At 45.3% G+C, this 20,408-nt stretch carries 15 protein-coding genes; 10 read left to right on the plus strand and 5 right to left on the minus strand.

What is annotated here, in order from left to right; translation table 11 throughout:
* The first annotated feature begins 103 nt into the window (after positions 1-103).
* The 4 genes from AC5RDS_RS12945 (at position 104) to AC5RDS_RS12960 (ending at position 7,951) form a co-directional block, all read left to right on the plus strand.
* Positions 104-2,227, plus strand: a complete 2,124-nt coding sequence (locus tag AC5RDS_RS12945; RefSeq protein WP_118121718.1) for a TonB-dependent receptor plug domain-containing protein — start codon at positions 104-106, stop codon at positions 2,225-2,227.
* A gap of 45 nt (positions 2,228-2,272) precedes the next feature.
* A complete protein-coding gene (locus AC5RDS_RS12950) occupies positions 2,273-6,091 on the plus strand; it encodes a cobaltochelatase subunit CobN (RefSeq protein WP_217773902.1) in 3,819 nt (1,272 codons plus the stop codon).
* Positions 6,092-6,189: 98 nt separating this feature from the next.
* On the plus strand, positions 6,190-6,795 hold the full coding sequence (locus AC5RDS_RS12955) for a flavodoxin domain-containing protein (RefSeq protein ID WP_195457557.1): 606 nt from the start codon (positions 6,190-6,192) through the stop codon (positions 6,793-6,795).
* A 208-nt stretch (positions 6,796-7,003) separates the two neighbouring features.
* On the plus strand, positions 7,004-7,951 hold the full coding sequence (locus AC5RDS_RS12960) for an Abi family protein (RefSeq protein ID WP_013612652.1): 948 nt from the start codon (positions 7,004-7,006) through the stop codon (positions 7,949-7,951).
* 195 nt (positions 7,952-8,146) lie between these two features.
* Here AC5RDS_RS12960 and cobC read toward each other — a convergent pair whose 3' ends face one another.
* From cobC to cobU, 4 genes are all read right to left on the minus strand, one after another.
* Complete coding sequence (cobC, locus tag AC5RDS_RS12965; RefSeq protein WP_013612651.1) at positions 8,147-8,674, minus strand: alpha-ribazole phosphatase; 528 nt, start codon at positions 8,672-8,674, stop codon at positions 8,147-8,149.
* Entirely contained in the window at positions 8,671-9,417 is a 747-nt protein-coding gene (gene cobS / locus AC5RDS_RS12970; RefSeq protein ID WP_022160782.1) for an adenosylcobinamide-GDP ribazoletransferase, read from the minus strand. Before cobS ends, cobC begins: the two co-directional genes overlap by 4 nt.
* Positions 9,418-9,426: 9 nt before the next feature.
* A complete protein-coding gene (cobT, locus tag AC5RDS_RS12975; RefSeq protein ID WP_013612649.1) occupies positions 9,427-10,464 on the minus strand; it encodes a nicotinate-nucleotide--dimethylbenzimidazole phosphoribosyltransferase in 1,038 nt (345 codons plus the stop codon).
* Positions 10,465-10,536: 72 nt separating this feature from the next.
* Positions 10,537-11,052 (minus strand): bifunctional adenosylcobinamide kinase/adenosylcobinamide-phosphate guanylyltransferase, encoded by a 516-nt coding sequence (gene cobU, locus AC5RDS_RS12980; RefSeq protein ID WP_013612648.1) that lies wholly within the window; start codon positions 11,050-11,052, stop codon positions 10,537-10,539.
* Positions 11,053-11,255: 203 nt separating this feature from the next.
* Between cobU and AC5RDS_RS12985 the strand changes: the two genes are divergently transcribed.
* The 6 genes from AC5RDS_RS12985 (at position 11,256) to AC5RDS_RS13010 (ending at position 19,442) form a co-directional block, all read left to right on the plus strand.
* Positions 11,256-11,798, plus strand: a complete 543-nt coding sequence (locus AC5RDS_RS12985; RefSeq protein WP_041557396.1) for an RNA polymerase sigma-70 factor — start codon at positions 11,256-11,258, stop codon at positions 11,796-11,798.
* A 124-nt stretch (positions 11,799-11,922) separates the two neighbouring features.
* Positions 11,923-13,176, plus strand: coding sequence for a FecR family protein (locus tag AC5RDS_RS12990; RefSeq protein WP_118108291.1), 1,254 nt, complete (start codon positions 11,923-11,925; stop codon positions 13,174-13,176).
* Positions 13,177-13,211: 35 nt separating this feature from the next.
* Positions 13,212-16,748 (plus strand): SusC/RagA family TonB-linked outer membrane protein, encoded by a 3,537-nt coding sequence (locus tag AC5RDS_RS12995; protein WP_118112731.1) that lies wholly within the window; start codon positions 13,212-13,214, stop codon positions 16,746-16,748.
* A gap of 5 nt (positions 16,749-16,753) precedes the next feature.
* Complete coding sequence (locus AC5RDS_RS13000) at positions 16,754-18,352, plus strand: RagB/SusD family nutrient uptake outer membrane protein (protein WP_494222365.1); 1,599 nt, start codon at positions 16,754-16,756, stop codon at positions 18,350-18,352.
* Between the two features lie 12 nt (positions 18,353-18,364).
* Positions 18,365-18,994 (plus strand): hypothetical protein, encoded by a 630-nt coding sequence (locus AC5RDS_RS13005; protein WP_118102890.1) that lies wholly within the window; start codon positions 18,365-18,367, stop codon positions 18,992-18,994.
* A gap of 19 nt (positions 18,995-19,013) precedes the next feature.
* Positions 19,014-19,442 (plus strand): hypothetical protein, encoded by a 429-nt coding sequence (locus AC5RDS_RS13010; RefSeq protein WP_041557392.1) that lies wholly within the window; start codon positions 19,014-19,016, stop codon positions 19,440-19,442.
* Between the two features lie 60 nt (positions 19,443-19,502).
* Here the strand turns inward: AC5RDS_RS13010 and AC5RDS_RS13015 are convergent, their stop codons facing one another.
* Positions 19,503-20,009 (minus strand): hypothetical protein, encoded by a 507-nt coding sequence (locus AC5RDS_RS13015; protein ID WP_118404370.1) that lies wholly within the window; start codon positions 20,007-20,009, stop codon positions 19,503-19,505.
* Positions 20,010-20,408 lie beyond the last annotated feature (399 nt).

Here is a 20,408-nt window from a genome sequence, read left to right on the forward strand (position 1 = left end):
GGAAACTTTCACTTTGTTGGGAGTGGCTTTGCCGCTGTTACAACGAATAAACTTGTATGTAATTAACAAATAATAATTTATATCGGTGTAAAACAAATTCAAGATGAAAAGGAAATTTATTTTAACTTCTCTTGCCCTTACGTTCTGTATGGGCATGTATGCAGAGCAACCTGTAACTGTAGAAACCGATTCCATGCGTCGGATAGATTTGGAGGAGGTGATGATCCATGCGACTAAAACCGGAGCTTTATTGAAAGATCTTCCGAACCGGGTAGAGGTGGTGACCAAGCGGCAGATCGAAGCTTCGGGGATCAATAATCTGACGGACCTGTTGAAAAATTTTGTTAATGTGGATGTGATTGAATATCCGGGATATAATTCTTATTTCAGTATCCGGGGATTCAAACCGACAGAAGGAAAATACACGACAGTCCTGATCGATGGAGTACCGGCCGGTACTACCAATATGGCGACACTTTCTTTAGGCGATGTAGAGCAGGTGGAAGTTCTGAAAGGCCCTTTCTCCGCCATGTATGGTTCGGATGCGATGGGTGGAGTGGTGAACATCGTCACCAAACGGAATAAGGATAAACTCACCGGAGGAATCAAAGTTGCAGCCGGAAGTTATCAAACTTCCAAAGGGGCTTTTCATGTCGGTGGACGGATCTACCGGGGGCTTTCTTTCGATGCCTCTTTCGATTATACTGCTCAGGCACGAAACTATAAGATCGGAGACCATAATCTCTTGCATATGTCGGCAACGGATAAAGCTATCCTCGGTAAAGATACTTATGGTATTAAAATGAATGGCTCTCGGCATAGCGGTATCGCCGGGAAAGGCCGTATCGGTTATGATTTCGGGGAAAACTGGTCTTTGAATTTTACCGAGATTTTTTTTGTGGGTAAGGATCTGCCGACGGGAGGAAATGTCTGGGGGACTAACGGATTGAAAAAGAAAGATGTCACCCGGTATACCGAAAAATTGGAACTCAACGGAAAAGTGAATAATCATAATTTGTTTTTCGCTCCTCATTACTCTACAGCTAAGACCGATACTTATACGGCAGACACCGATACGGCTTATGTGTATTCGGGTAACGAACTGAATACTTATGGATTTACAGCACACGATAATCTGATTTTAGGCAAACAAAGAATTGCTTTCGGATTCGATAACAATAATGAAGTCAGTGAGATAACCAGTTTTAAAGCGCGTGGTGAGATTAAAGCACCTTATCAACCCCGTTTCCGGAATACGGCTTGGGGGATATTCCTGCAGAGTAACTTGAAATTATTTAAAGAAAAATTGGACTTGTCGGTCGGATTGCGCTATGATTATATCGATTTTAAACTTCGGAAAACACCTGGTTTGGAGAATGAAGAGAAAGCGGAAAGTTACAACACTTTCAATCCCAATATCGGTGCAAAATACAATATATACGGCGGTATGGCCGTCCATGCCAGTTTCGGTACAGCTTTCAGCATGACCGATGCTTATCAGAAAGCCGGAGAATTTTTGTACAGCGGTACGCTTACCGTAGGAAATCCTGATCTGGATCCTGAAAAATCCCGTACGTTGGATGCCGGTTTGACATTCAGCCGGCCGGAACTGGGGGTAAATTTTGATTTTACTTATTTTTATACGTGGAATGATGATCTGATTGTGGAAGAGGCATGGACCGATGAAGAAAGCGGACAAAAGTACAAAACGTTCAAGAATGCCGATAAAGCAAAAAAAAGTGGAATGGAAATTATGGCTTCTTATGACTTCGGCCGTCTGTTCGATAGTGACTTTGCTTTGAAGCTTTATGGAAATCTGACCTGGATGTTTACCTATCAGGATCAGACTAAAGGAGTATGGAACAAAACATTATCCGTTCGGAAACAGAATGCCAATTTCGGACTCGATTTCTTGCATCAGAAAGGATTCAGTGCGCGGCTGAACGGACGTTTTGCCGGACATCGCATCGAGAAAAACTTTATCGGTGATAAATATCGTCCGACATTGAACGATTTGTTAAGTGAAAGCCAACCCGGGTATTTAACTGATAAACTGATTAAGCATCCGCAATTTATGGTGTTCGATTTTTCGGCCTCTTGCCCGCTTATAAAGAATGTGTCGGTCGGTTTGAATATTAACAACTTATTCGATGAAAATTATACCGAAAAGGATGGTTATAATATGCCTGGGCGGAATTTTCAGGTAAGAGCTGCTATGACTTTTTGATCTGAAGACATGTATTTGTTGCTGATGGCGGATATATAATGGGGTATGAAAGGGATTAAGTATTATTTTGTTATTTTGTCACTTTGTTTTGGGCTATCTTTGACAGCCCAAAACAAAGTCAGTTTTCTTATCGATGACGGTTTTTGGGTCGGCGTAAACCGGAGCATGCATTTACTGGCGAAAATGCATCCGGAGGTAGCGGAGAAATGTCAGTTCAAGGAATTTATCTATTCCAACTATCACGAAAGTGATATGGATTTTTTTGAAAATTCCGATCTGATATTCGTCGCTTTGCATAATAATGGGTTGGTTTTTAAAGCTAAACCTCAGCTGTTGTCTGCTTTGAAACGCGGAGCGAAGGTTTATGCGCTTAATTTATCCCATGAATACGATGCCGAATTGCAGGAATGGGGGATCTGTTTCGATCCCTGGACATTGGCCGCTTTTAAAAGCGGAGGAGAAAACAATATCATGAATATCGTTCTGAAAAAACTGAATAAAGATTTACATTTCGATTGTGAATATCAGGATATTGAAGAAACTCCCCTTTCCGGAATATATAACTATAGAAATAAAAAATTACATACCTATATCGGTTCTTATTTAGCCGAGAGAACCGATATCGACACCCAGGCTCCCTGGATCGGATTGATTATTGGGAGAAGCGATCTGACCAAATCGCAGTATTTGTATATCGATGTATTTATCCGGAATATCGAAGAGAAAGGTTTTAATGTATTACCCGTGTTCACCTCTCAAAAACCGGGACATCACGAAGAACAGGTGATCGAACGGTTTTTTATTTCCTGTGATAGTCTTCCCCGCGTGAGTGCCCTCTTGAATCTGGGATGTTGGTATAATACAAGGCCTGAGCAGGAAAGGGTGGTACTGGAAAAATTAGGAGTGCCGGTGATCAATGGGATTATACTGAGTACGAATCAAAAAGATTGGGAAAAATCTTTAGTCGGAATAGATATTTACAATCGGTCGAATTTGGTGGCTATACCCGAATTAGCCGGTTATATCGAACCTTCTGTTGCTGTCGTATTCGACGATTTCGATCATAATATCCGGATTAAGAATATGATCGGTTATCAGATGGAAACGCTGCTCGGGCGTATAAAGAATATCCATAACCTGCAGACAAAGCCTAATCGTGAAAAGAAAGTGGCCCTGATTTACTACAGCTATCCTCCCGGAAAAGAAAACATAGGGGCCAGCTACCTGAATGTACTTCCCCAAAGTATTTTATCTATCCTACAGAGAATGCGGCAGGAGGGGTATGATACCGGCGGGCAGCCGATCGACAGTGCTGCTATTTTTAACCGGGTGATGGACTATGGAAGGAATATCGGTTCCTGGGCTCCTGCAGAGGTGGATAAATTGGTGCGTAAAGGAGATCCTGTATTGGTACCGATGGAAGTGTACAAAGAATGGTACGATAAGTTATCGTTGAAGATTAGGACGGAAATGGAGAACAAATGGGGAAAACCCGAAGAGTCTGAACTGATGGTTTGGAAAGATTCTTCCGGGAAATCTTATTTTGTGATCCCGGTGGTGAAATACGGAAATATCATACTGACACCTCAACCTCCCCGGGGATGGGAAGACAATGCGAAGAGTTTATATCACGATCCTCTGGTTCCTCCCCCTCATCAGTATCTGGCTTATTATCTTTTTTTGAAGTATGGCTTTCACGCAGATGCACTGGTGCATATCGGTACTCACGGCACGCATGAGTGGTTGCCCGGAAAAGAAGCCGGACTCGGTCCCGATGATTATCCCGAAGCGCTGATCATGGATGTACCTAATATTTATCCGTATATTGTGGATAATGTGGGTGAAGGCCTGCAGGCGAAAAGAAGGGGACAGGCCGTGATTATCGACCACATGACTCCTCCTTTCGATAAGGCTTCTTTAAATCCGGAATTGCGGGATTTGAAAAGTGGCATATCTAAATACTATGATCAAAAAAGCAAAAGCCCGATCTCGTCGATGGCGCAATTCAGGGATCTGGTTCTTCGGATAAAAACACTCGGACTGGATAAGGATTTGAAGCTGGATACCATAACGGATCAGAATCTGGAAGATATCGACGATTATCTGAAAGAGATAGAAGAAAATAAAACCCCTTTCGGCTTGCACACTTTCGGTGTATCCCCTGATGAGGCTTATACGAAAGCGACAACGGAAGCTATTGTATCAATGCAAAAGGATTTGATGGGAAAAGATTTGGAACTTTTCAGGGAGCAGGTACAAAAGAATATCGCAAAATCGGGGAAAGAAGAATTGGATGCTTTTATCCGGGCTTTGAATGGAAAGTATGTCCGGGCAGGAACAGGAAACGACCCGATCCGGAATCCGGGTGCTCTGCCTACAGGTAAAAACTTTTTTGCTTTCGATCCGAGACTGATTCCTTCCAGAATGACTTGTCGGTTGGGAGAGCAATTGGCAGAGGAGCTGATAGAACAGTATAAGGCCGAACACAACGGGGAGTGTCCTCCTAAAGTGACCATAAATTTGTGGGCGGTGGAGTGTATCCGGAATGAAGGTACGATGGAAGCCCAGGCTTTAAGCTTACTTGGTGTGAGACCTGTTTATAATGCTTCCAATCAGGTTGTCGGTCTGGAATTGATTCCGCAGCATGAGTTGAAACGTCCGAGAGTAGATGTCGTTTTTGCTCCATCGGGATTATACAGGGATATTTTTCCCGAATTGATGGCTCTGCTGGATAAGGCAGTCAGCCTGGCCAGAAGTGCCGATGAAAAAGATAATTTTGTCCGGGAACATATCCTTGAATCTGAAGATAAGTTGAAACAACTGGGGGTTCAGGAAGATTCGCTGGCCCGGCGCATCGCTTCGGTACGTTTGTTTACGACCCCTTCGGGTGCTTATGGCACCGGGGTTAGTGGGACGGTGCAGGCTTCGGGAACCTGGGAGGATGAAAAGGACGTGGCGGAAGTTTATTTTGACAAGATGAGTCATTTGTATGGCCAGGGATTTTGGGGAACGAAAGTAGAGGACGAATATACCTGTTTACCGAAAGGTTTTTCGAAAACTGTATTTAAAAATGCTTTGTCGGGCACCAGGGTGGCTTTGCACAGCAGGACTTCGAATCTGTATGCTTTGCTGGATAATGACGATATGTTTCAGTACCTCGGTGCTACCGGTTTGGCCGTTCGGACGATCGACGGGAAATCACCGGTGGTCATGCTGACGAATCTGGTCGATCCTTCGGCTCCGGGACAAGAGACACTCGAGAAATTTCTGGGACGTGAACTGAAGACCCGTTATCTGAATCCCAAATGGGTGGATGCGATGGTGGACGAGGGATATGCCGGTGCCCGTTTTATCAATAAAATGGTTTTTAATCTTTGGGGCTGGGAGGCCACATTACCGGAATCGGTTAGCGATAACGACTGGAATCAAATCTATGATACTTATGTCATGGATAAATATCGACTGGATATAAAAGAACGGTTTAAGAAGAGCGGCAATTTATATGCCTATCAGTCGATACTTGCCCGTCTGCTCGAGACGGTCAGGAAAGGATATTGGAAAGCGGATAAAAAGAGGGTGGATCAGATGTTACTTCAGTTTAATGAAACCATACGGGAAGCCGGATTAGCCTGTAATCTGAATATTTGCAACAATGAAAAACTGATGCAGTTTATTTCTGACCGGATCAATGATATGCCTTCGCTGACCACAGAGGAAAAATCCCGCTATAAATCGGCCTTGGATGATCTGAGACACAAAGCTAAAACAGAGGATGCCGATGCCGATTCGACTACTGACGGAGGTAATGACAAAATTTATGAACTTCAGATTCAAGACGATAAATGGTTATTTAAACAAAAATAAAGCGCAGAGAAAATTTTTTTAACAAAAACAAACCGTCCCGTTCCTTTGCCGTATATAGGTTAGATATCATATAGGTTTGACATTAAATTATGCGATCCATGAAAAAGGAAAATCAACCAGGGAATTATCAGCTGAAAGCTGATCTGGAAGGGAATTATTTGATAGATAAAGAGCATAAGGCTACAAAACGATTAGGAATATTTTATGCACCTTCGGGAGGCAGCGTTCATAAAGTGGCCCGTCTGATCAAACAAAAACTGGTAGATCTGCAACCGGATCTCTTTGTTATTTCTGATGCCACTCCACTGCGATTACTGGATTATCACAATCTGATCCTGGTCTGTTCGACTTTAGGCCGGAATACCTGGGAAATGGAACAAAAAGATCCCTGGTCGTCATTTTTACCCAAAATGCTCCGGATTCGTTTGGAAGGTCGAAAGGTTGCTATCGTCGGGTTGGGGGATCATGTCAGTTATCCGAATAATTTTGTAGACGGAATGGGCATATTGGGCCGGACGATCGGGGAAATCGGCGGACAACTGATCGGAGAAACAGAGACCCGCGATTATATCTTTAACGATTCGCGTGCTTTACAGGAAGGTAAATTTATCGGTTTACCGCTGGATGAGGATTATGAGGCTGATAAAACAGAAGATAGGGTAGATAATTGGTTGGAAAGGATCCGGCCTGAATTGAAAAAATAGGGGCGGCCTGCCAGGTAGAACAGAAGAAGGTGGCTGAAAAGTCATCCTGGAGAAATAAATGGAAGTATATCAAAAATGAAATTTGACTTAGTTTGTTGTTTTTGCCTTTACCTTTGCTATTTCAAATAAAAGTATTACCTTTGCAATTGATATGACCTCCCACGCTTCCCGTTGAACAGCGCACCCGGGGAGGTCTTCGAGTTTTTATATGGTAGTTTCAATAGAATTGACTGATAAAATTGATTATACAAAGAAGCCGTTGACTCTCGCCGAGCAAGTCGCACGGCTAAAACAACGGGGGCTTGTTTTTGATGATGAAAGCGAGGCAACTGCTTATCTTTTCAATATCAGCTACTATCGGCTTCGTGCATACACTTATCCGTTCCAAGAGAACGGCGAAGATTCCGAACACACCTTCACTCGCAAAGATATTCACTTCAAGGACATCATTGACCTTTATTGTTTCGACCGCAGACTGCGTTCACTTATTTTCAATACTATTGAGAAGATAGAAGTGGCAGTGCGCACAAAAATTGTACAGGTATATGCCGAAAGCACAGGCGATAGCCATTGGTTCAATGATGAAAGTTTATATCGTTTCGGCTATGATGATTTGATGGATCGTATTGATGCTGATGTAAATCGCAGCAATGAAGATTTCATCAAGCATTACAACTCCAAATACGACAATCCTTCGATGCCGCCGAGTTGGATGGCACTCGAAGTTGTGTCGTTTGCCACATTGAGCCGTTTGTTCCAATCCTTAAGGTTAGACAGTCGTAAAGAGTACATTACCGAACAATTCGGTTTGAAGAAAGTGGCAATCTTGGAAAATTGGCTACACTCCATTTCCAATCTCCGTAACTGTTGCGCTCACCACAGCCGAGTGTGGAATCGTCGTTTTATGGTCAGTGTAATCCTGCCATACAATACTCTTTATCCCTTTATGGATAGAACTACAATCGGACAAATACGCACAAACAAATTATTTGCCGTGCTGTCTTGTATCGCGTATATACTTGATATTATCAGTCCAGGTAGCGACTTCAAAAAGAATATCAAAGAGTTGCTCAAATCCGATTGCCGTTTGCTCGACCTCAAAGATATGGGATTCCCTAAGTATTGGCAATCTCTCCCCATTTGGCGGGAAAAATAGCAAACTTTGTGTTTATACAAAGTGATCAACAGATAGTTAACCTCAGTGTCCCGGTAATCCTTGATTCGTCAAGTTATCGGGTTTGTTATTTTAATTGTTAGAATATTTTATTCGACAATATTTTGAGTGGTAAAGAAGTTATGATACAGGAAGTGGATGAAGCGTATCTGAATTCATTACTGGAATAATACAGTTTCAGAATTCCAACACATTTTTGCTGCCATAGTCCACCTCTATACTGAATGATTCTTCGATCGGGCAAATGCCTGCGTAGACCATAGCGCAGGCGATGACTCCCCGGTGGGTGAAAATACAGGCATCGGTATGGCCGGAATGGCGGAGTTCATCCAGAAATTGAGCGACACGGCGGCACTGATTTTCATAGCTTTCCCCTCCTCCTGCCGGGAGATGAATCCAGTCCTTATACCAAAGTTCAAGACGGGGGTCGGTGAGATCGTCCCATTTCTTCATTTCCCACTCCCCGAAGTTAAGTTCTTTTAAACGGTCGTCGAGGATCGGTTCATGAAAGCCACAAAAGGCAGCTAGCTTCCGGCAGCGGGAGAGCGGGCTGCTATACACGATATCGAACTGTTCGTTGGAAATGTTTTCTTTGACCCGGCTGGCTTCGGTTTCGAAAGAAGGGGCGACACCGACATCGCTCCAGCCGTAACAGATTCCGGTTTCGACGGCTACACGGGTATGGCGGATCAGGGTTATCTTCATAGAGAATAAGTATAAACGATAGTGGCACCGATATAAAAAAACTGTTCGGCTAAAAGTACGCTGGCCCCGCAACAATCTCCGGTATATCCTCCGATTTTACGTTTGAAATACCAACGTAAGCCGGTAAGGATAAGGAGGGTGGGGATTAAAGCTAAGAAAGGAGTCGCCATCAGCCAAAGGGCGGTGAGGCAGGGCAGGGCTACCAGGACAAATTCGCAGAGACGGATTTTGCGGTAGAGTACTTTTACTTTGCTCTCTTCTTCCGTACGGGCATAGGGTAATGTATTGATCATAACGGCGGTACAAAGTTTGGAAAGTACATCCGCTCCGATAATGACACCGGGAAGGGCCAGCGAATAAAACGAACTCAACAAAGATACATACAAGATGAAATACAGAATCAGGCCGATCGTACCGTAACTACCGATATGGGAGTCCTTCATGATTCGCAGGATGCCGGCTTTGTCATGTCCTCCGCCGAAACCGTCGAAAAAATCAGCCAGTCCGTCTTCATGTAAAGCTCCGGTCAGGAGCAGACGGGCAATGACCGCAATGACGCAAGCCGGCAACAAAGGCATGACCCAAGAGGCAAGATAAAGCGTCCCCCAGGTTGTCGCTCCGGTTAAAAAACCTACGATTGGCCAGTATAACAGGATTTCTGCATACTGCTTTTTATCTACCCGGACGATTCGCCATAACGGAAGCCGGGTAAATAATATGATTGCCGCAAACAGAGATTTCATACGGATATCTTAAAAATATTTCGTAACGGCTGCCTGTTTGAAACTGCTCATTTCGTTGATCATACGGATGGCGGATTCTATAATCGGATAAGCGCAAATGGCTCCCGTTCCTTCTCCCAAACGTAATCCCAAATTCAATAATGGCTTGGCGTGTAAAGCTTCTAGCACTGATTTATGTCCGGCTTCATCGCCCTGATGTCCGAATACACAATATTCCAATACCTCCGGATGCAGTTTACTGGCTGCCAGTATGCAGTTAGTCATGATAAAACCGTCGATGATGATCGTCATGCCTAACTCTGCAGCCTGTAGCATACCTCCTGCTGCCGCCACCATTTCAAAGCCTCCGAACCAACGCAGGATATCTTCTGCCGTACCGTTTCCCTGATAATTGTCTGTGGCCCGTTTCAGTACCTGATATTTATGTTCGATACCCTGGTTGTCCAGTCCGCTTCCGGCACCGACGCATTCTTTTAACGGAATTCCGGTGAAAAAATACATCCAGACCGATGAGGCCGAAGTATTGGCCATGCCCAATTCGCCGAAACTGATGATGTTGGTTCCTTCCTGATAAGCCAATTGTACCATTTCTGCCCCGATTTCGATGGCGCGTTCCATCTCTTCGGGCGTCATGGCAGGTCCGTAAAGGTAATTATCGGTACTCTTCCTGATTTTCCGGTGAATAAGTCCGGGCAGATCCCCGAAATCGGCATTCACTCCGCAATCTACCACTTTCAGTATGAAATGATGCTGGCGTGCAAACATATTGATTCCGCCGCCGCCTTTCAGGAAATTGTATATCTGTTGTGCCGTTACTTCCGGGGCAGAAAAGCTGACTCCTTCGACAACCACACCATGGTCGGCTGCAAACACAATATTTTGAGGAGTTCTCAAAACAGGAGAGAGGCTTTGTTGGATGGTACCGATCCGGACTGCCAATTCTTCCAACCGTCCTAACGAACCTTTCGGTTTTGTCAAATTATCGATTTTATCCTGAAGTGCCGGTACGATCTTTTTATCCGGCGTTTTGATATTGAAAGTTCTCATATCGTATCCTATTATTTTTTATCCTTATTACCTTTCACTTTTTTTACCTCCCTGCCTTTAGCTTTATAGCCTTTAGCCTTTTACCTTTACTCCTATTCCCGAGACCATCAGCACCACCTCGTCGGCTTTCTCTGCGATGTATTGGTTTACCCAGCCTTGCATATCGGTAAACCGGCGTTGGATGGTGTTTTCGGCAACTCCACCCATACCGATTTCATTGGTCACAAAGATAAAAGTCGCTTCCTGGGCTGTAAACCGGTCGAACTCTTCTTTTAGTTCTTGTAAAGCCAGGTCGACATTCGAATCCTGATCGAAAAAGAAATTAGTACCCCACAAGGTAACACAATCGATCACGATTACCCGTCCTTGCAAGTGATGTTTACTCAGGGCTTTTTCTTCCTCGATATTTGTCCATTGAGGTCCCCGGTCACGTTGATGCCGTTCGATACGTTTACGGTATTCTTCATCCCATACCCGCGAAGTAGCCATATAAACAGGACAGTCGGATAGTTCCAACGCTAAACGCTGTGCATAACCACTTTTACCGGAACGTTGCCCTCCGGTGACTAAAATAATTCTTCTTGTCATTCCTCAGAATTTGAATTTGTAAAGATATAAAACAAAGAAAATCAAAATTCATAAATTCTTATTTTTTTCGTGACTTGCACAAAAGTTGTTCATGATATTTATCTGATTGGAAATGAAATAAATATACGGAATTTATCCGGCGTGAACAACTTTTTATGCGTTTATGCCAGATGTACAACGGGTTAATTTCGTATATTTGTAGCATGTACGAAAAAAATCCCGAAGAAGAAACGTTCAAGACTTTCTTCTTGAAATACCATGATGTGTTGGTTTTATATGCCGCAAGTATTCTGAAAAATGTTGATGCGGCAGAGGATGTCGTGTTGGGTTGTTTCGTACAGGCTTGGGAAAGCTCTCTTTATAAAAAACTTTCTGATGGGTTGGATAAATACATGTTTCATGTGGTCAAGAATGCTGCTTTAAACGAGCTGAGAGACTGTAAACGCAGGAAAACCCGCCATGAAAAAATGATGGAAGGAATGCCCGTGGCAGAAATCATGCATGAAGATGAGCAAACTGAAATAGATGTTTTGTACTTCGCGATAAACCAGCTTCCTCCGGAGCGTCGCCGTATTTTTATGATGGTGTATGCCGAAGGGAAAAAATATAAGGAGGTTGCCGAGCATTTGCAAATCAGTATTAATACTGTCCGAACCCAGTTGTCGCGTTCGTTGAAGTTTCTGCGGGAGAAACTGGAGGGACACATGTTTACCATATTATTGCTTTATTTCAGAAAATCGGAATAATCAGGGTGTGGTGTCGCAGGAATTGGCGATACAAATGGGATTGTTGCAATTTTTTTATAAAAAAATGGGATTTCCTGTCACATGATTTGATGGGTGGTGGTGTTATTTGTATAAAACCAGGAGTATGGAAGACGAAATATTAAAAATTATGGCGGCTGAAATAGCGGGGGAGAACGTGACGAAAGAGGAGAGGGAGAAGATGAACAGGTGGTGGGAAGAGAAAAGAGGGAATGAGAGAACGTATAAGATGTTGATGGGTGAGTTGGGTGAGGTCGTGAGGTTGGTGAGACAGCAAGGAGGGTTGGATAGGGAGAAGGCCTACGAGAGGTTGGAGAGCGATATCCGGAAGAAAATGACGGTACGGAAGGGTAAGATACGGCGGATGAGGTGGTGGTCGTTTGGGGCGAGTGTGGCAGGGGTGTTGTTGATATTGGGTGTCGGGATAATGTTATGGATGAAGCCGGAAGAGAATGGAGTCTGGGAGGGCGAAAAAACGGTGGAACCGGGAATCGGGCAAGTGGTGTTGACGCTGGGAGATGGTGAAAGCATGCCGTTGAAGCGGGATACGAACAGGTTGATTTTTGGGGGTACGATGTTGCAGGTTAGGAATGAACGGGGAACATTGGTATACTCGAGAATCAAAAGCAAGGAGGCTTCGGAGAAGATTGTCTACAATACGTTGACGGTTCCTGTGCGTGAGAGGTTTCAGCTTGTTTTGGCGGATGGGACAAAGGTGTTCTTGAACTCCGGTTCGGAAATGCGTTATCCGGAGAGGTTCGGGAAAGCCAGAAGGGAAGTTTTCTTAAAAGGAGAGGCATGGTTTGAGGTGGCGAAAGATAGCGCCCGTGAGTTTTGGGTACATGCAGGAGCGATGGATGTGAAGGTGTTGGGGACTTCTTTTAACGTGAAGGCTTACGAGAGGTTGGAAACGGTGGCGACGACGCTCGTCGAGGGGAGTGTGGAGGTGGCATGTGCCGGCAAGAGTTTTCAGATTGTGCCGGGAGAGCAGTTTGTATATGACAAGAATAATCGGGTGATGGATGTGAGGATGGTGGATACAGAATCGTATGTTTCGTGGAAAGACGGGTATTACAAATTCCGGCAAACGACATTGGAAGAGATTATGGAGACGTTGTCTGTCTGGTATGGATTGAACGTGTTCTACGTGAATGAAAGTGCGAAACAGGTAGAGTTCACTGGAAAAGTGAAACGGTATGAGGATGCCCGTATGTTGCTGGATAAATTCGAGCAGACCGGAGATGTAGTATTTGATATAAAAGGGAATAATGTTTTTATAACAATAAAGCAAAAAAAGCCGTTCGCACGGGAGTGGAACAGCTTTTTAGTTAAAGCACGCGGCATGGTGTGGCAATCTTGACCGACGTGCAAGGTAAAATTCTAATGTACAAAAGTATGAAAAAAAAGTCAAATCAGACAAGAGCCGGAGGGTGGATTCTTGTCCCTAAGTGGATGATGAAGATGAAAGTCGTTTTTATTTTATTGGTTTGTAGCTTGGTGCAGGTGCAGGCAGCAGTGAGCGCTCGCCAAGCGAAAGTTTCAATAGAGCTGAAAAACGTGACATTGGAGAAGGTTTTTCAGGAATTGGAAAGGCAAACGGGTTATAGTTTTCTCTATAATCACAGGGAAGTGGTGACTTGGAAGAACGTGAGTATCAGTACAGAGAATCAAGGATTAGAGGCGGTGCTCAAAGACTTGTTGCCTCGCTTGGGAATGTCGTTTTCTTTTGACGATAATTTGGTAATTATAAAGGCAACCTCGTACCAGGAACCCGAGAAGAAGTTTGTTCGGGTGAGAGGCTTCGTATATGATGCGGCCAAACAGCCTTTGCCGGGGGTAACGGTAAGGGTTGTCGGCACTACTATTGGTACGGCTACAAATGAGAAAGGTTGGTTCGCATGGGATTTGCCTTTGTTGAAAGGGACGTTGGAATTTTCATCTGTCGGTTTTAAGAAACGGCGGGTGGAATTTTCTGAAAAGACGGCGAGAGATACGTTGCATATTACCTTGACGGAAGATGTATCCGATTTGGACGAAGTGGTTGTCCGGGCTTACGGTACGCAGAATAAGCGGGAGATGGTGAGTGCAATCTCGACCGTGACGGCAGAAGAGATGAAGGAGTTGCCGGCGGCGAGTATCGCAGATATGTTGCAGGGAAGATTGGCGGGTGTGAATATCGTGCAGCAGTCGGGAGCGCCGGGTAGTGCTGCGGTGATTGCGGTGCGGGGGTTCAACTCTCTGTTGGTGGACGGTGCGAGTGACGGTCAGCCGTTGTGGGTGGTGGATGGAGTGCCGATGTATTCGTTTGTTTCACCGGTGACCGGTACGAATACGCTGGCTGACCTGGACCCGAGCATGATTGAATCGGTACAGGTGTTGAAAGATGCGGCGGCGGCATCGATTTACGGTAGCCGTGCGGGCAATGGGGTGATTCTTGTTACAACGAAGAAGGGAAAGGTCGGTGAGGCCAAGTTTTCGGCAAATGCTTCCTATTCGATATCGCAATTGATGGAATATCCCGAGCAGACGGGCGGACGCATGGAGAGATGGTTGGAACTTAAATTCCGGAGGAATATCAAGAATAATTATTACGATTGGGCGACAGGGAAGTATCACGTCCCTACTTCGTACGAGGATGTGTACCGCAATGGAAACGGTATCTACGACCAGTTTTGGGGGAATGGTTACTGGGGTTCGCCGAGCCTGATACATTCATTGCAGGATAGTCTGGACCCTTATTACAATAATAGTACGAACTGGTGGAAGTATGCTTTTCGCAGGAGCAAGGTGGTCAATGCAAATGTGCAGGCTGTAGGAGGTACGGAGCGTTTCCGTTATATGGTGGGACTCGGATATTATGACGAGCAGGGAATCATGATTAACAGCGGATACAAACGGGCAAACCTGATATCGAACCTGACAGCGCAATTCACACCGAAATTGCGGATGGATACGCGTGTGTATCTCTCTTATGTGGACCGGACAATGAATCGCTCCTCATCATCGGGCTCCTCCAAGCATACCCGCTACGAGGGGTTGTCTGTGAATCCGTCGCAGCAGCTTACCGTCTTGCCTGCCACAAAGGAACTGGAGGCAGAGTGGAAAAAGTCTGTCCTGGGAATCAAGGATCGCACGGACGATTATCGTGCAATGGTGACTGCTTTTCTTGAGTATGAGCTTCTCAAGGGATTGACCTTCTCGGCATCAGGGAATATCGACTACTCTCAGTCGAACCTGAACAAGTATACTCCCGGTGTGTTTGACGAATATCATCACGAAAGCAAGTCGGAAGGAAACATCGGCCGGCAGGTGATGCTTTCTTCGGAGGAGTTGTTGCATTATAACACGAGCGTGAACGATGTGCATAATATTGATGTACTTTTGGGTGTCAATACAAACAAGGAACAGGCATTTTCGATGTACGGCTATGGGTTGCGGGGAGTGAGCGATGATGTGTACTATTATAACCCGCAGAAGGTGCCGCCGGTGGTGAATCACGGAACACCGGAGTTCCCGGAATATGCAGCAACGCGCTATTACTCTTCGGATTTTACCGAGAAACGGATGGTGAGTTATTTCGGCCGTCTGGGATATAATTACAAACAGCGTTATTTGCTGGAGTTTACATTCCGTCGTGACGGTAGTTCTACGTTCGGTGAGGGAAACCGTTGGGCGAATTTCCCGTCGGTGGCTGTAGGCTGGTCGTTTTCGGAGGAACCATTCATCAAACGCTTGACCGGAAGCTGGCTGAATTGGGGTAAGATTCGCGGTAGTTATGGAAAATCCGGACAGACATTCACGAGCGCTTACCTCGCTCACGGATTGATGAACATTATGGACAGGAACTTCTTCGGGAAGACGGGGGTGACGACTGACAAACCTGTGTCGCCTTATCTTACCTGGGAAAAGACAAATCAGTATGACCTGGGTTTGGATATGGATATGTTCAATTATCGTTTGAATATGAAATTGGATTACTATTACAAATATACCAGTTCGCTGATTTATGATATTCCGATTCCGGGCAGTTTGTATACGTTCGGTGCGCAGGTGGAAAATGCGATGGAAATTTCCAACGAGGGGCTTGAGCTGGAGTTGCAGGCAGATATCTTGCGGGAGAGTGCTGTGAGCTGGCGGATGAAATTCAATATGGCAAGAAACTGGAACCGTTTTGAAAAGTCGTATTCGGGGAAAGATGTAGTGGACGGTGACGGGACGCTACTGGTAGCCGGCAGACCTTTGAACGGTTTGTACGTGTGGGCACACCGGGGGTACTACAACTCGGATGCCGAGGTACCTCGCTTGTACAAGATAGACGGACAGGAGATATACTTCAACGGTGTGGCGACAGATGGAATCAGCGGCGCTGTCGGTAATTATCGTCTGCTTGACTTGGATGGCGACGGGAATCCGGATTCATATTATGCGGGTTCGCCGCTTCCTTTGGCTCATGGAGGATGGGTGAACGAATTGATGTGGAAGAATTTCGACCTGAACGTACTGGTGAATTTCACAATCGGGAGAAAAATGATTAACAACCGGATGGGGCTGGGGTTCAGCACACAGTCAGAGAATGGCCATTTGACGAAGTTGTTCGATTACCGCAAGTTGAGACCATGGGACGGGGTGAACAAGAATCCGAATGCTCCGGCATGGGGAAACTCCCTCAGTATGAATACGGACTCGGCTATCGAGAAGGTGCACCACCTTGCCTTGAAGCAAATAACCTTGGGATATAATCTTCCGGACAGGATATCCAAGAAGGCAGGGCTCTCGGGAGTACGTTTCTTCCTGACAGCAGAAAACCTGTTCTATTTGAGCAACTACTCGGGCGGAAATCCGGAAGTGGTGAATATTTACACGGGACGTGATAATGGCGATACTTATCCATTACCCAGAAAGTATACGTTGGGATTAACTCTTAATTTTTAACGGACATGAGAAGATATATTTACATATTGGGTTTGACAGTTTTGTTTTGGGGGACTTCTTGTGCGGATTTTATCAATATCCAGCCGGAGAATGCAACCACCTATTCTAATTATTACAAAAACGAGAAGGAGCTGGAGGCTGTGCTGACCGGCTTGCAAGTCTATTTGAGGCAGGCTGTGGGTGAGTTTACCGGTGGCGATATTTCCAGAGCCGGAGAGATATTGGATTACGACAGATCTTCGCGCAAGGGGTTGACATTGTCGAATGTAGGAACGTGGAAATATTATTATTACACGATTTATCAGGCGAATTTGATTCTGGAGAATACACACCGTTTCAAAGGAGACCCGGAGAAGCTGAAACCCTATATTCAGCAGGCATATTTCGCCAAGGCGGTGGCTTATTTCTACTTGGCGATGAATTACGGGCAGGTGCCGATTACAGGCTCTACAATAGAGTTCTCTAAGTTTCCTCAGAGCCCGATAAGCAGTGTGTTGGATGAGGCGGAAAAATGGGGACTGAAGGCGATGGATTTGCCGACATACGAGGATTTGGTGGCTACTTCAAAAGAATCCCGTATGAAACAGTATGGCAGCAAGGGTGCCGCGGCTGCTTTGTTGGCTCATCTCTACGCGTGGAGGGCCGGCGTGGAAGGCAAGAAAGAGTGTTGGGCGAAGGCCGAGGAGTATTGCACTATGCTCATAGAGGGGAAGGTAGGCAGTTACTCGTTGGCTGCGGATCCTGAGACCGTTTGTACAAGCGTGATGAAAGGAGGAAGCGCCGAGTCGATCTGGGAGATTTACTATGACTCACAAGAGGGTTTGCGCACTGATTTGCCGATCACCTTCCCGATAGCTCTGGGAAGTGCGCATCCGATTAACAATCAGTATTCAGACGGATATTACAAGAGTACGGTGAGAATGATGTATGCTCCCGAAGATTTGCGTAGGGATGCCTATTTTTGGAATATTGATGCGGATTCATTGTTCCTGATTTATAAGAGCAATGCGGAGGTTTATGCTGCAACGGAGCATAAACCGGGAGATTCCATCGTAGCAGCGGAGGACAACCAAAAGCTGAAACGGGCATTTTTGTATAAGTTCCGGTATGCACATTACATTAAGCTTGCGTACACCCCGGAACTTCAGTTTGCCGGAATCAACCAGTATAAGGTGATTTGGAGATTAGGCGAGATTTATTTGCTCCGTGCAGAATGTCGGGCCCGTCAGGGAAAGACAAATGCCGTAGACGATTTGAACGAGATCCGTCGCCGGGCTTATGGGGATGATATGCACGCTTTCCCGAACTCCGATGATGTGGAGAAAGGGCTGAGCGGGAATATCCAGCTGGCTATTTTCAGAGAGCGGGAGAAGGAGCTGGTGGCTGAATATCACCGTTATTTTGACATTATGCGTAACGGTTGGTGTTTCCTGAGAGGGGATGATACGCATGATTATATCAGGAAGGAGATTTCCGAGGCTTACGATAAGCTCACGGATAGAGATATTCAAGATGGCGCTTTGTATCTGATGTTGGGAGCGGACTGTTTCTCCAATAATGATTTGATTCGCCAAAACAGGTATTGGAATCGTCGTTCGAATTAAAAGAAGAATATTATGAGAAAAATGTTATATACAATATGGTTTTTGGGCTCGTTATTACATGTGGGGTGTACAAAAGACAATTATATCGACACAGGGATTAGTAACGGACGTTATCATGGGAATTTGATGCAGTATATGGCATCAAACTCCTACGATTGGGATTCTACGATTCTGTTGGTTCGCCATGCGGGAGAGGAGATGGTGCGACTTTTCGAGGGGAAAGACCCGGCACACAAGGAGATTACGTTTTTCGGTATCACGAATCATTCGATTCGTCGGCATTTGTTGGAATTCGGTCACAAACGGGTGTCTGACCTTGATCCGGAGTGGTGTCGTGAAATGTTGTTGAGACATGTGATCGACGGGAAACTCTATCGGAAGGACATTCCTTACGGAGAACCGACAACTTACGGAAGCCCGGGAACGGGAGGCAGCTACTTGACTACCTTGGCAGGTACGCAAATATGGGTGTTTATCATGAAGCAGTCGAAGAATGGAGTGGTAGAGAATGCGCCTAAGCCGATACACATCAGTTTTATGAACAGTCAGCCTATTTTTGCCATTGCCTCGGGAGATATCGAGCCGGACAATTGTATAGTGCACGCATTGGAATATAATTTCGCATTGGGGTATGAACAATAATTCAAAAAAGTACATGAAGATGAAACAAATAATGATATGGATGATATTGGCAGTGGGCCTGTCGGTCGGAGCCTGCCATCAGACAACGGTCGGCTACCTGTTGACAGAGAACGCATCTTACGACCCGGACACGATGTATATTCGCAAGACGTTAGATCCGGAATTGGATGCTGTCCGGATTGAGAATAAGGCTCCTTGGGTGAGTTTGGCGTTACAAGGATACGAGGGGACTCAGCAGATTTTATTCAGCGTGGAGTCGGTGACTTCGAATCAGGGAGAGGAGGCTGCGGCGATTTTCAAGAAAGACTTGACAATCCGTGGAGGCGGAGTTTTGCTGTACCCGTTAGAGAATGATGCGAAACCGGGCGTCTATAAGGTGTCGGTTCGATTGACGAATCCCGGATACTCTCACGTTTTGCGAGATGCCATGACGATCATCGTGGAGTGATAGATATAATTTTTTGAAGATTCACAATAGAAGTGCAATTCGTGTAGAATCTTCAGTCCTCTACCTTGCTCGCCCGAAGGCGAGCAAGGTAGAGGCTGAAGTGTTCTGACTGTGGTGCTGCTGTAAAGTATCACATCGTATGCCCGACAGACCGAACTTGTCTTTCAGTATCTGTTCCATCGGCTTGAGTGTGCTGGTCTCCGCCGTGTTCCCCGGCTCGATGCACATCGCCGGCGGGAAGCCGTCATGGTCCATGAACAGCCCCGGCTGTACAAGGGGCAGCGGACGGCCCTCTTTGCAGTGGCCAAACCGCACCAGTCCGCATTCCTCCTCCCGCTCAAAGAAGTAGTTCGTCGGGTTATAGTACACAACCTGCGTATTACGTTTCCAAAGCTTCTGGCTGCGCTTATACATATCTGCCTGTATCTCGCTGAACTCCGTGGCTGGTAGTGACAATGCCCTGTACACCTGCTCCAGCGTGCATTCCGGCCGCCCGAAGAACTTCCTGGTGTCCTCCAGCGGTGAGCGCTTTGACCCGGGATACAATATCCGGGTGTACACCGGCATGGACAGGATACTGTTAAGGTCGTTCCATCATCTGCGCGCTACCCCTTGATGGTATAGAGGTATGTGAAACGACCGCCTGGTTTAATGACAAGTCTCATCTTTGCAATATACCGTTATATACCACAAATTAATTAAGGAATATTTGACAAAAAAAGACCTTGGAGGGCCTGCTGGCAAATAAAATAGAAAAATTATTGTATCAAACTACCGAATATTGTTGTAATCTCGAAAAAAGTGTTTATATTTGGGGCATGAATCAGAATTAAACTCATAGAGTATGAAGTAGTTTTAAGTATATAAAAACGGACGTTTAAATTCATTATATTATACCACCTCTTTTCAGGGGTGTTTTTTTTGTTTTATACTTTATAATCATCTGACTATCAACTCTTATTAAGA

It is taken from the genome of Odoribacter sp. (genome assembly GCF_985060555.1).